Raw genomic sequence first — 13208 nt, 5'->3', positions numbered from 1 at the left:
TTGTATAAGTAGCTAACTGACGGCATGAAGAAGAACCGCGCGTTTTTGAAGTGGGCTGGCGGCAAATACCCGCTGATTGATGACATCAGACGTCATCTTCCAGCGGGAGATTGTTTGATAGAGCCTTTTGTTGGCGCGGGCTCGGTATTTTTGAATACCGAGTATGACGCTTATATCCTGGCAGACATCAACAACGATCTGATTAATCTCTATAACATCGTGAAAATGCGTACAGAAGAATTCGTACGCGACGCCCGTGTGCTTTTCACGCCGGAGTTTAACGAATCAGATCGTTTTTACGCACTGAGGGCTGAGTTTAATGCCAGCAGCGATCCCTATCGTCGTTCGGTCCTTTTCCTCTATCTCAACCGCCATTGTTACAACGGTCTGTGCCGTTATAATCTCAGTGGCGCGTTTAACGTACCTTTCGGGCGCTATAAAAAACCGTATTTCCCGGAGGAGGAACTCTACTGGTTTGCTGAAAAGGCCAGGAATGCTTTGTTTGTGTGCGAGCATTATCAGGAAACCCTGTTGAAAGCAAAGGCGGGCTCGGTGGTATATTGTGATCCGCCTTATGCTCCGCTCTCTGCGACTGCAAACTTTACGGCGTACCACACCAACAGTTTTAGTATGGAAGATCAGCGCAACCTGGCCCGGCTGGCGTATCAGCTTTCCCATGAAAATAATGTGCCGGTGCTGATTTCCAACCACGAAACACCCCTGACGCTGGAATGGTACGCTCAGGCGAAACAGCTGCACCGCGTCTCGGCACGCCGGACTATCAGCAGCAAAGTTGCACAACGCAGCATGGTGAATGAACTTTTAGCGCTATATCGCTGATTGCCGGTTAACCGGTGATTTTCGGGAACCCTATCATTTGGAGAAGCGGATGAAACAGTTTTTGATTGCACCGTCCATTCTTTCGGCCGACTTTGCCCGTCTGGGTGAAGACACGGCGAAAGCATTGGAAGCTGGCGGGGACGTTGTCCATTTTGATGTAATGGATAACCACTACGTACCGAATTTAACGATGGGGCCGATGGTCCTGAAGTCGCTGCGCAATTACGGCATCACGGCACCCATCGACGTGCATCTGATGGTGAAACCGGTCGATCGTTTGATCCCGGATTTTGCAGAAGCCGGGGCGTCCTACATCACTTTCCACCCTGAAGCCTCCGAGCACGTTGACCGCTCGCTGCAACTGATTAAAAGCCATGGCTGCAAAGCCGGCCTGGTTTTCAACCCGGCGACATCCCTGAGTTATCTGGATTATGTTCTGGATAAACTTGATGTGATCCTGCTGATGTCCGTTAATCCGGGCTTTGGCGGCCAGTCATTTATTCCGGGCACGCTCGATAAACTGCGCCAGGTTCGCAAAATTATCGATGACAGCGGTTACGACATTCGCCTTGAAATCGATGGCGGCGTGAAAGCAGAGAATATCCGCGAAATCGCCGCAGCCGGTGCAGACATGTTCGTCGCCGGTTCCGCCATTTTTAACCAGCCGGACTACCGCTCCGTGATTGACCATATGCGCAGTGAACTGGCTAAGGTCTCCCATGACTGAGCCTCTTATTGCACGCGGCATTGCGTTTGATTTAGACGGTACGCTGGTCGACAGCGCACCGGGCCTTTCCGAAGCGGTTGATCTGGCGCTGCGTGATGTTGGTTTACCGGCCGCAGGCGTTGAACGTCTGAGCACCTGGATTGGTAACGGCGCCGATGTGATGGTTGAGCGTGCGGTTCGCTGGGCTGAAGGTGATTTGTCACCAGAGTTCCTGCAAAAAGTGCGCGATAAGTTTGACCATTACTACGCTGAGACTGCCGCTTCAGGTAGCCGTTTATACCCGCAGGTGAAAGAAACGCTGGCCGCACTGGCGGCGCTGGATCTGCCATTAGGGCTGGTCACCAACAAACCCACGCCGTTTATCGCGCCTCTGCTTGCAGCACTGGGCATCGACAGTTATTTCTCGCTGGTGATTGGCGGGGATGACGTCGTGGTGAAAAAACCGCATCCGGCACCGGTCTATCTGATGCTGGGAAAACTCGGTCTTCGTGCCAGTGAAATGGTATTTGTGGGCGATTCCCGCAACGATATTCATTGTGCCCAGGCGGCGGGCTGCCCTTGTGTGGGCATGACTTACGGCTATAACTACGGTGAATCTATCGCGCTGACTAAACCCGATCGCGTGCTGGATCATTTCGCCGACCTTTTGCCCACTCTGGGGCTGTCATCTTTAAAAGATCAGGAAGCATAAAATGAGTAAACCCATCGTATTTAGTGGCGCACAGCCCTCCGGTGAACTGACCATTGGCAACTACATGGGTGCGCTGCGTCAATGGGTCCAGATGCAGGACGATTACGAGTGCATTTACTGCATCGTCGATTTGCACGCGATCACCGTCCGTCAGGATCCTGTTCAGCTGCGTAAAGCGACGCTTGATACTCTGGCGCTTTATCTTGCTGTCGGCATTGATCCGAAGAAAAGTACCATCTTCGTCCAGTCTCATGTTCCTGAGCATTCCCAGCTGAGCTGGGCGCTGAACTGTTATACCTATTTTGGCGAACTGGGTCGTATGACGCAGTTCAAGGACAAATCCGCGCGTTACGAAACGTCCAACAGCGAAAGCATCACCGCGGGTCTGTTTGATTACCCGGTGCTGATGGCGGCGGATATTCTGCTGTACCAGACAAATCAGGTGCCGGTCGGTGAAGACCAGAAGCAGCATCTGGAGCTGAGCCGTGATATCGCGAGCCGTTTCAATGCATTGTATGGTGATGTGTTTACCGTGCCTGAGCCATTTATTCCTAAATCCGGTGCGCGCGTGATGTCATTGCAGGAACCGACGAAGAAGATGTCTAAGTCGGATGACAACCGTAAAAACGTGATCGGCCTGCTGGAAGATCCGAAAGCGGTGACCAAAAAAATCAAAAGCGCAATGACCGACTCAGAAGAGCCGCCTGTCGTGCGATATGACGTGAAAAATAAGCCGGGCGTGTCTAACCTGCTGGATATCCTTTCAGGCGTGACCGGCAAAGCGATCCCGGAACTGGAAGCCCAGTTCGAAGGCCAGATGTATGGTCATCTGAAAGGTGCTGTCGCCGAAGCGGTTGCCGGCATGCTGACCGAAGTACAGGAGCGTTATCACCGTTTCCGTAACGACGAAGCTTACCTGCAGGAAGTGATGCGTGAAGGCGCTGAGAAAGCCCGCGCGCGCGCAAAAGTGACGCTGGCAAAAGCCTATGAGGCTATTGGTTTTGTGACTGCACCTTAATCGCTGATTGAGTATGAAAATCAAAAGCCACGCCTTCGGGACGTGGCTTTTTTGTTTTTCGCACTAAGAACCGGCGCTGAAGTTGTAGGTAAACGTCGCGTTGTAGCGCCAGTCGCGGGAATTGCTGTCGAGCGGCACATCGCCAATAGGCCGCGCGGCTTCCACCGATAGCGTGTAGTGACGGTTATCGCCAAACATCACACCCAGCGCATAAGATGACAGATTCTGTTTCGGCAGCCCTGCCTGATTAAATTCCGTATGTGCCCCGTCGATCACCGCATAAGGCTGGATGGTTTTCAGCCAGTCTCCTTGCTCCAGATTGTGGATGTAGCGCAGCTCAACCTGCCCGCCGACGCCGTAATCACCTTGTGCATCGCTGTCCGGATAACCACGTCCGTAATGCAGTGCGCCAAAATTCACCCGTTCCGGCTCCGGTAAGTCATTGTCTGACCAGTCACCTTCGACCGACGTACTGAGCCGCCATTTTTTGTCGAACAGATATGCGGCGTCGCCGTTGAATTTCCAGCGGGTAAACGACAGGTCAGCATTGGGTGTGGAGTTCGTCGCGCCTAACCCGTCGATCCCCTGACGGACATTAAATTTCGTGCTCCAGTAAGCCTGATCGTATTCGCGATAGCCATTCAGTGACAGTTCTGCTGCCGGGTAACGCACCCGCTGATTGACTGAAGGTAACTGTATCTGCTGATTGCCGAGCTTTGCCCACAAATCGTAGTCGTATTTCTTATCGAGATAGTCCAGTTCGCCGCTGATCGTCCATTGTTTCTTGCGCGTCAGCTCCAGCGGGTAACTGAAGACAACGCCGCCGTTGTATTGCGTCTGGGTATTCTGCGAACCGACGGTAATGCCGTTCGGCAGCGATAAAATGGTGTTGTAGTCTTTGTCTTTCTGCTGGTAATAACTGCCTTTGAGCTGCATCAGCAGCCCGTCGTCACCGAGATACTGCTGATAGTTCAGACCGGCATAGGTTTTCCGTGTGCCGCTTTCCAGCGGGATTAACGTCGCAATTCCCAGTTGTTCGCCGTAGGTACTCAGGCCGCTGAGTGTGGCGTTTACCACGGCGGAACTGTCGCCTTTACGCGTATCGACCGCAGTTTGAATGTTCCAGTTACGCGGGCGTAAAGCCTGCACATTGAGCACGGTAGCGCCGTAGATATTGTCCGGATTATTGGCTGAGGCGGTGACTTTCGTGTCCGGGGTGCGTTCCATGAGTATGGTGTAGCGCTCGAAGGTATCTTGCGTCAGCGGTTTATCCGCCATGATGTGCTGCGACAGTTTGCTCAGCCAGCGTCCGACCTGCTGATTATCGCTGTGGATTTGCGTGCCGGAAATATACCCTTCAACCAGCCCGATTTTCACCACGCCATCTTTGAAATTATCTGCCGGAATGTACGCATAGGAGAGGACAAATCCGTCTTTGTGGTAACGCCGGGTAATCTCGTCCGTGGCTGCCAATAGCTGCGAAAGTGGTACTTTCTTGCCAACGAAAGGGGCGAAAGGCGCAGCCAGTGAATCCAGCGGATATTGCGTGCCGCCAACGAACTGGATGTGCTTCACGTCGATCAATGTCTGTGGGGTTAAATCGGGTGCAGATTTTTGCGCGGGTAAATCTATTTTTTGCGATTTGACCGGCGGCTGGGAAATAGGCTGAGCCAGCCTGGCCGGGTTATTCGGGTCGATCAGAGTAGGAAACATATCTGCCGAACTGTAACCAATGGCAGAACCCAATAAAGCCACTATGCAGGATTTTATTCTCATAAACATTCCTTTGAGCGCACAGGCAAAAGTTGGAACCCCGAGGTAGAAGCCCGCTCCCCGGATGTCCGGACAGCGGGCTTTTTACAGCAATAACCTATTGTGTTTTATTCAATTTCAGTCCGAGTCCGCCGGTGACAGTCCCCAGCGTGGTTCCTACGCCCGCAATCAAACCGCCTGATTGCGTGAGCGAGGCACCTGCGCCTGCGGAAATCCCCCCCGAATTACTGGCGGTTGTGGTCGTTGTGCTGCTGGCCGGAACCAGTATGGTGCCGGTTTTTGACACCGCCTGGCCGGTATCGGTCACGACGGTGCCCAGGCCGGCCAGCGCGGGTGTGCTGGTAGAGACCTGTGTTCCGATGGAGCTGACCGCGCCGCCCACCTGATTCAGCAAGCCGTTAACGGGCGTGCCTAAACCGGTCGCTCCGCCCACGGTTTGCGTGGTGGTTTGTACATTGGCGACAACCGGCGTCACGATGCCCGTTGCTGCCGTCGTGACGCCGGAAAGCGCGCCGCTCTGCACGTTTTGCGCCAGACCGTTGCCGGTCGTGGTAACCAGTGACCCGACGTTATTCACCAGACCGCCCGTCGCACCGGTTACGCCACCCAGCGGTGTTCCGGCGGTGTTAGCCGCAAGGGAAGTTCCAAGACCGGATACGCCGGTGCCTAAATCAGCCACGGCTTTTGGCACGCCTGCGACCGTGGTGCCGATGGCATTCGGATTGGTGCCTAGCTGGCCAATCCCGTTTTGAATGCCGCTGCCCACGGAAGTTACCGCATTCCCGGCGCTGTCGATGATGGTGACGACGCCAGTGCCTGCGACCGGAATATTACTGATGGGTGTCTGGCTGGCGATACTGCTGACTTGTGTCCCCAGGCCACTGACTGCGCCACCCGCACTGCTCAGGATGGTGCCGGTAGCGAGTGTGGTGGATGTTGTTCCGGTTCCGGTTCCGGTTCCTGTCCCGGTTCCTGTCCCGGTTCCTGTTCCTGTACCTGTTCCATTGCCTGTTGTGGTGGTTCCGTCACCGGTCGTCGTTGTTCCGGTTCCGTTCCCGGCTGTCGTGGTGCCGTCACTGCCTGTTGTTGTCCCGTCTCCGGTCGTTGCCGAGCCGGTGGTGGACGTTTTTGCCGTATGAGAAGAACCGCCGCCGCCACTGCCGCTACAGGCAGCCAGTGACAGGGCGACTAAGATTGCCAAAGCAATCTTGTTTACATGACCAACATGAATGGTATGGCGCATGATTTGACCCTCCACGGGAGAATACGCCACAGTCGGCGTAATTAAAGTTTAAGTTTAAGATTCTGAATATTCCATTTCACATCGATTATTATTTTGATTTTTAGTTGTGAGTTGCAATGTATAAGGAATTATATTCTGTTATGAGAATTTTCTTATAATTAAAGACAGAGAAGTGAAATGAATCTCACTTCTCTGAATTGATTAGAAAAATAAATGGAGTTTTTTTGAGCGGAAGGCGGTTACAGACATGTCTCACTGGCAAACCAGTTGAGTTTCGGGCGCAGGCTGACCACGCTGCCGACGATAATCAGGCTCGGGCTTTGCACCTGTTTGGCCAGATTTTCGAGGTCAGTCAGGTTTCCGGTGACGACGCGCTGTTGCTGACTGGTGCCGTTTTCGACCAGCGCGACAGGCGTTTGTGCTGGCAGACCGTTTTCCAGCAGACGCCGTTGGATCTCGGCCGCCTGTGTCAGCCCCATATAAAACACCAGCGTTTGCTGACCCTGCGCCAGACACGCCCAGTCGAGTGCGCCGTCCTGTCTGGCGTGGCCGGTGATTAACCGTACGCTTTGCGCATGATCGCGGTGCGTCAGCGGAATGCCGCTGTAGGCCGAACAGCCCGAGGCGGCCGTGATGCCCGGCACGACGGAAAACGCGATGCCCGCGGCTTTCAGCGCTTCCAGTTCTTCGCCGCCGCGGCCAAAGATAAACGGATCACCCCCTTTCAGGCGCACAACGCGTTTACCCATTTGCGCCTGTTCCAGCAGAATTTCGTTGATACGTTCCTGAGGAACGCAATGGTGCCCGGCGCGTTTGCCGACGAAAATGCGCTCGGCGTCCCGGCGCACCAGATTCAGCACGCCGTCGGAAACCAGCCGGTCGTAAACCACCACATCAGCCAGCTGCATTTGCTGCAAACCTTTGAGCGTTAGCAGACCGGCATCACCCGGCCCGGCACCGACCAGAATCACTTCACCGTGTTTATCCACCGGCTCACTGAATAATTCTTCGAGATATTGCCCGCTTTGCACGTCGTCATTATTGGCCAGTGATTGCGCCAGACGATGATGATTAAACAGCTTTTCCCACCAGCGACGGCGGTCGGACATCTCACTGAACTGCGCTTTGACCCGCGAGCGCAATCCGCCCGCGACCTGCGCCAGTTTGCCCAGATGCTGTGGCAAAATGGATTCCAGGCGTTCGCGTAACAGGCGCGCCAGAACCGGCGCATTGCCGCCGGAAGAGACGGCGATCATCAGCGGCGAACGGTCAATAATCGACGGCATAATCACGCTCGCGCTTTCCGGCGCGTCCACCACATTACAGAAAACGCGGCGTTGCTCGGCGGCTTCACTGACTTCCTGATTCACTAAATCAGAATCCGTCGCGGCAATGACCAGCCACTTTTCATCGACCAGCAGCGGCGAGAATTCGCCTTTCAGCAGGCGGACTTTGCCTTCGTCTGCCCAAATCTGAAATTGCGACGTGAAGGTGAGGGCGTTGACCGTCAGTTTCGCACCGGCATCGAGCAGCAAACGGGCTTTGCGTTCGGCAACGTCACCGGCGCCCACCAGCAGACAGGCTCTGTTTTTTAACTGACAAAAGAGGGGCAAATAATCCATGACGACGTTCCCGAAAGCAGATAACAACGCCGCCCGAAGGCGGCGTGAAAGGCGCGGAGTTTAGCAGGTTTCTGCGTGAAGGCTGGCGGTATTGATTTCCACATTGCCGCCCTGAACACGAACCTCAAAGGCCGGAATCGAATGCGTATCGTCTTCCATACACAAACCATCCGTCAGGCGAAAATGCTGTTTTTTCAGCGGGCTGGCGACCCATAATTCGCCCTGATGTTCCGCAATAATCCCGCGTGAAAGCACGCTTGATTTGGCGAAGGGATCGATATTCGACAGCGCGAAAATCTGCTCATCAGCGTAAGGACGGAACAACGCAACCTGCTGATCACCCGCCAGCGCACAAACGCCGCAGCCCGGCAGGATTTGCTCAACAGAACAAAGCGTTAACCACTGGCTCATAATACTTCCTCCCCGTCGGCGATCATTTTCACCGGAATGCGTTCGTCCGGGCGCGCCGGACGGTGCTGTTCGCGCTCTGACACGAACTGAACGTTCGGGTCGCGCTGCGCGCTGTTGATAAAGTGCGTGAAGCGGGTCTGCGCCGCCGGATCGTTCAGCGTTTCCTGCCATTCGCAAACCGCAGATTCACGCAGACGCGCCAGCTCGGCTTCCAGCTGATCGTTCAGGCCAAGTTTATTATCGATAATCACCTTGCGCAGGTAGCTGATGCCGCCTTCGAGGTTATCCATCCAGACCGAGGTGCGTTGCAACTTATCGGCGGTGCGGATGTAGAACATCATGAAGCGGTCGAGATAGCGCAGCAGCGTTTCGTTATCCAGATCGGCGGCCAGCAGATCGCCGTGGCGCGGTTTCATACCACCGTTGCCGCAGACATACAGGTTCCAGCCGTTTTCGGTGGCAATAATCCCGACGTCTTTGCCCTGTGCCTCCGAACATTCGCGGGTACAACCGGACACGCCGAACTTCATTTTGTGTGGCGTGCGGATACCTTTGTAACGGTTCTCCAGGCTGATGCCGAAACCGAGGCTGTCGCCGACGCCGTAGCGGCACCATGTGCTGCCGACGCAGGTTTTTGCCATACGCAGCGCCTTCGCATACGCCTGACCGGTTTCGAAACCGGCGTTAATCAGTTTCTGCCAGATAGCCGGTAAATCGTCTTTCTGTGCGCCGAACATCCCGATGCGCTGGGAGCCGGTAATTTTGGTGTAGAGGTTATATTCCGCTGCAATTTCGCCAATCGCCATCAGGCCTTGTGGCGTGATTTCGCCGCCCGGTGAGCGCGGGATAACAGAATACGTGCCGTCTTTTTGCATGTTGGCAAGGAAGACGTCGTTGGTGTCCTGAAGCGGCGTGTGCTGCGCTTTCAGCACGTAGTCATTCCAGCAGGAGGCAAGGAGCGAACCGACGGTCGGTTTACACACTTCGCAGCCATAACCTTTGCCGTATTTATTGAGCAAATCGTCAAACGAACGGATGCCTTCAACGCGGATCAGGTGATACAGCTCCTGACGTGAATACGCAAAGTGTTCGCACAGGTGATGGTTTACTTCGATGCCCTGTTTACTTAGCTCAGCGTTCAGCACCTGGGTGACCAGCGGAATACAACCGCCGCAGCCGGTCCCGGCTTTGGTTGCGGATTTCAGTGCCGCGACGGTGTGGCAGCCGCCCTGAACCGCTTTGATGATGTCGCCTTTGGTGACGTCAAAACAGGAGCAGATTTGCGCACTTTCCGGCAGGGCGTCGGTGCCGATCACTGCGCCGCCGCTGCCCGCGTGGGCAGGCAGGATCAGCGCATCCGGATTTTCCGGTAGCTCGATGCTGTTAAGCACCAGCTGCAACAGATTGCCGTAATCGCTGGTGTCGCCGACCAGAACCGCGCCGAGCAACGTTTTGTTGTCTTCGCTGACGACCAGACGTTTGTATAACGCTTTGCTTTCATCCAGATAGACGTAGCTTCGCGCGCCCGGTGTGCGTGCGTGTGCATCGCCGATACCTGCAACGTCAACGCCGAGCAGTTTCAGCTTGGCGCTCATGTCCGCGCCGGTGAAGGTATTTTCGCGGCCCAGAAGATGGTCTGCGGTGACCTGCGCCATTTTGTAGCCCGGCGCGACCAGACCGAAGGTACGCTGATTCCACGACGCACATTCGCCGATGGCGTAAACGTCCGGATCGCTGGTCTGGCACTGGTCGTTAATGACGATGCCGCCGCGCGGTGCAATCTCGAGATCACACTGGCGCGCCAGTTTGTCCTGCGGACGGATGCCGGTAGAGAACACGATGAAATCGACTTCCAGCGCGGTGCCGTCAGCGAATTCCATGGTTTTGCGGGCAGAACTTCCGCCCTGAACGATTTGTTTGGTGTTTTTCGCGGTGTGAACCTGCACGCCCATGCTTTCGATTTTCTGGCGCAACTGGCTGCCGCCCATCACATCAAGCTGTTCCGCCATCAGGCCGGGTGCGAATTCAACAACGTGCGTTTCCACGCCGAGGTTTTTCAGGGCACCCGCCGCTTCCAGACCGAGCAACCCGCCGCCGACGACGGCACCGCGCTTGCTGCGACGGGCGCAGGATTCGATGGCGTGCAAATCTTCAATGGTGCGGTAAACGAAACAGTCCTGGCCGTCAGAACCGAGGATCGGCGGTACCCACGGGTAGGAACCGGTCGCGATAATCAGTTTGTCGTAGTACACCGTACGACCGCTGCTGGAATGAATCACTTTTTCTTTGCGGTTCAGCGTGATGGCGCGTTCGCCAATCAGCACGCTGACGTTGTGTTTTTCGTAAAATCCTTCACGAACCAGCGACAGTTCTTCGGCGGTATGGTGTGAAAAGTAAGAGGAAAGATGGACGCGGTCATAGGCCACGCGCGGCTCTTCACATAATACCGTGATATCGAACTGACCCGGCTCCGCTTTATCAAGCAAATCCTCGATAAAGCGATGGCCGACCATGCCGTTACCAATAATCGCGAGTCTGACTTTGCTCATAATTGCCTCAATTTTGATTTTATGAGGCTAAACATAACCCGCGCGTAACAGGGGGTATTGATACAAATCAAGCCGCTCCCAATATACTCCTTAGGTGGTATTTAACTGATTTCATTGAGTTTTTGTGTAACCTTTCGATTTATAAACACTTTCAGGCTATTGTTCTTCTATTGCTTTCTAAAACCGACTTTCTATAACGATGAGGTTACGCGTGACGAAAACCCTTTTACGGACCATCAAAAACGTACGCCTGCCCGGCAGCGAAGGATTGTGGCAGATCGATATCGAAGACGGCGTGGTTCGCCAGATCATCTCCCGGCCACAAAATGATGCGCAGGGTGAACATATTCTTGATGCGGAAGGCGGGCTGGCGATCCCGCCTTTTATCGAACCGCATATTCACCTTGATACGACGCAAACCGCCGGTCAGCCCGCGTGGAACCAGTCCGGTACGCTGTTTGAAGGCATCGAACGCTGGGCAGAACGCAAGGCGCTGCTCACGCATGAAGACGTAAAACAGCGCGCGTGGCAGACACTCAGGTGGCAGATTGCCAACGGCATTCAGCACGTCCGTACGCACGTTGATGTCTCCGACCCGACGCTGACCGCGCTGAAAGCCATGCTGGAGGTGAAAGCCGAAGTCGCGCCGTGGGTTACGCTGCAAATCGTGGCGTTTCCGCAGGAAGGGATTATGTCGTATCCCGACGGCGAAGCCCTGCTCGAAGAGGCGCTGAAGCTGGGCGCTGACGTCGCAGGCGCCATTCCGCATTTTGAATTTACCCGTGAATATGGCGTGGAATCGCTGCACAAAACCTTTGCGCTGGCGCAGAAATACAACAAGCTTATCGACGTGCATTGCGATGAAATAGATGACGAACAATCGCGTTTTGTGGAAACCGTGGCGGCGCTGGCGCTGCGCGAAAACATGGGCCAGCGCGTCACCGCCAGCCATACCACCGCGATGCACTCATATAACGGCGCGTATACCTCACGGCTGTTCCGTCTGCTGAAAATGTCAGGTATCAACTTTGTTGCCAATCCGCTGGTGAATATTCATCTGCAAGGGCGCTTTGATACTTACCCGAAACGTCGCGGTATTACGCGCGTGAAAGAGATGCTGGAGGCGGGGATTAACGTCTGCTTTGGCCACGATGACGTTTTTGATCCGTGGTATCCGCTGGGCACCGCCAATATGTTGCAGGTTTTGCACATGGGGCTGCATGTTTGCCAACTGATGGGATACCAGCAAATTGACGACGGTCTGAAGCTGATTACCACCTACAGCGCGCGAACGATGAATCTGGCGGATTATGCGCTGAAAAGCGGCAATCCGGCGAGCCTGGTGATCCTGCCTGCGCAGAGCGGTTTTGACGCTGTCCGCCGCCAGACGCCGGTGCGATATTCTATCCGTCAGGGCCGGCTTATCGCACAAACAGAACCGGCGAAAACGGTCATCCATCTTGATAAAGATTACCCGGTGGATTTCAACCGCTAACACTGTGAAAAACATGATGTAATATTCTGAAATATATCGGATATTTATTCTCAGCGTAAATAAAGGTAAAGGTCTGGCGCTGAGCGTAAAGGCTCTTTAGAATCAGTGGGATCTGTTGTTTGTATTCACAAGAAAGGAACCGACATGTTTAAACGTACCCTGGTGGCCCTCACTGCGCTGCTATCCCTGTCTGCAATGTCACCGGTTTTTGCCGCTGGCCAAACCCATGTCATGCTGACCACTTCAGCAGGGAATATCGAACTGGAACTCGACAGTGCGAAGGCACCGGTTTCTGTTAAGAACTTCGTCGATTACGCCCAGAGTGGCTACTACAACAACACCATTTTCCATCGCGTGATCCCGGGGTTCATGGTCCAGGGCGGCGGCTTTACTGCGGATATGCAGCAGAAAGCGACTAAGGCGCCAATCAAAAATGAAGCGGATAACGGCCTGCGCAACCTGCGGGGTACCGTTGCAATGGCCCGTACTGCGGATAAAGACAGCGCCACCAGCCAGTTCTTCATCAATGTGGCGGATAATGCGTTTCTGGATCACGGCCAGCGTGATTTTGGCTATGCCGTTTTCGGTAAAGTCATCAAAGGCATGGACGTAGTAGACAAAATGTCTTCCGTGAAAACCGACAACGTCGGGCCATACCAGAACGTTCCGACCACGCCGATTGTGATTCTGTCTGCGAAAGTCTTGCCATAACGTTCAGCTTTCCGGTTCCTTTGAGCAAAGAATCTAAGCCTCCTTTCGGGAGGCTTTTTGTTGGGTGTTTCTTGACGCCCCTTGTCCTGACTAATAGGTTTTAAAGAGCGTTCCCGCGTCCCACTTTC

11 protein-coding genes are annotated in these 13208 nt (G+C 54.5%); 6 read left to right on the top strand and 5 right to left on the bottom strand.

The window, feature by feature from the left end:
* Window positions 1-24: 24 nt before the first annotated feature.
* The 4 genes from dam to trpS are packed head-to-tail and all read left to right on the top strand — an operon-like array spanning window position 25 to window position 3276.
* Entirely contained in the window at window positions 25-840 is an 816-nt protein-coding gene (gene dam, locus CWS43_RS13505; RefSeq protein WP_101077457.1) for an adenine-specific DNA-methyltransferase, read from the top strand.
* A 49-nt stretch (window positions 841-889) separates the two neighbouring features.
* Window positions 890-1567, top strand: a complete 678-nt coding sequence (rpe, locus tag CWS43_RS13500; protein ID WP_101077456.1) for a ribulose-phosphate 3-epimerase — start codon at window positions 890-892, stop codon at window positions 1565-1567.
* Window positions 1560-2258, top strand: coding sequence for a phosphoglycolate phosphatase (locus CWS43_RS13495; protein WP_101077455.1), 699 nt, complete (start codon window positions 1560-1562; stop codon window positions 2256-2258). Before rpe ends, CWS43_RS13495 begins: the two co-directional genes overlap by 8 nt.
* Window position 2259: 1 nt before the next feature.
* On the top strand, window positions 2260-3276 hold the full coding sequence (trpS, locus tag CWS43_RS13490; protein WP_101077454.1) for a tryptophan--tRNA ligase: 1017 nt from the start codon (window positions 2260-2262) through the stop codon (window positions 3274-3276).
* A 63-nt stretch (window positions 3277-3339) separates the two neighbouring features.
* On the opposite strand, the gene CWS43_RS13485 is transcribed toward trpS, so the two are convergent.
* From CWS43_RS13485 to nirB, 5 genes are all read right to left on the bottom strand, one after another.
* Window positions 3340-5058, bottom strand: coding sequence for a ShlB/FhaC/HecB family hemolysin secretion/activation protein (locus CWS43_RS13485; RefSeq protein ID WP_369825867.1), 1719 nt, complete (start codon window positions 5056-5058; stop codon window positions 3340-3342).
* A gap of 88 nt (window positions 5059-5146) precedes the next feature.
* Window positions 5147-6292, bottom strand: coding sequence for a collagen-like triple helix repeat-containing protein (locus CWS43_RS13480; protein WP_101077452.1), 1146 nt, complete (start codon window positions 6290-6292; stop codon window positions 5147-5149).
* A 239-nt stretch (window positions 6293-6531) separates the two neighbouring features.
* Entirely contained in the window at window positions 6532-7914 is a 1383-nt protein-coding gene (cysG, locus tag CWS43_RS13475; RefSeq protein ID WP_101077451.1) for a siroheme synthase CysG, read from the bottom strand.
* A 60-nt stretch (window positions 7915-7974) separates the two neighbouring features.
* Entirely contained in the window at window positions 7975-8325 is a 351-nt protein-coding gene (gene nirD / locus CWS43_RS13470) for a nitrite reductase small subunit NirD (RefSeq protein ID WP_101077450.1), read from the bottom strand.
* Window positions 8322-10874, bottom strand: a complete 2553-nt coding sequence (gene nirB / locus CWS43_RS13465) for a nitrite reductase large subunit NirB (RefSeq protein WP_101077449.1) — start codon at window positions 10872-10874, stop codon at window positions 8322-8324. The genes nirD and nirB overlap by 4 nt, the downstream gene beginning before the upstream one ends.
* A gap of 211 nt (window positions 10875-11085) precedes the next feature.
* Here nirB and CWS43_RS13460 point away from each other — a divergent pair, with 211 nt between their 5' ends.
* Entirely contained in the window at window positions 11086-12369 is a 1284-nt protein-coding gene (locus CWS43_RS13460) for a cytosine deaminase (protein ID WP_101077448.1), read from the top strand.
* A gap of 144 nt (window positions 12370-12513) precedes the next feature.
* Entirely contained in the window at window positions 12514-13080 is a 567-nt protein-coding gene (ppiA, locus tag CWS43_RS13455; protein WP_101077447.1) for a peptidylprolyl isomerase A, read from the top strand.
* Window positions 13081-13208 lie beyond the last annotated feature (128 nt).

Origin of the sequence: Rahnella sp. AA (genome assembly GCF_002834385.1) — a bacterium.
Lineage (GTDB): Bacteria > Pseudomonadota > Gammaproteobacteria > Enterobacterales > Enterobacteriaceae > Rahnella.
The sequence above is the reverse complement of the archived record's forward strand: the minus strand, read 5'-3'. Positions and strand labels throughout refer to the sequence as shown.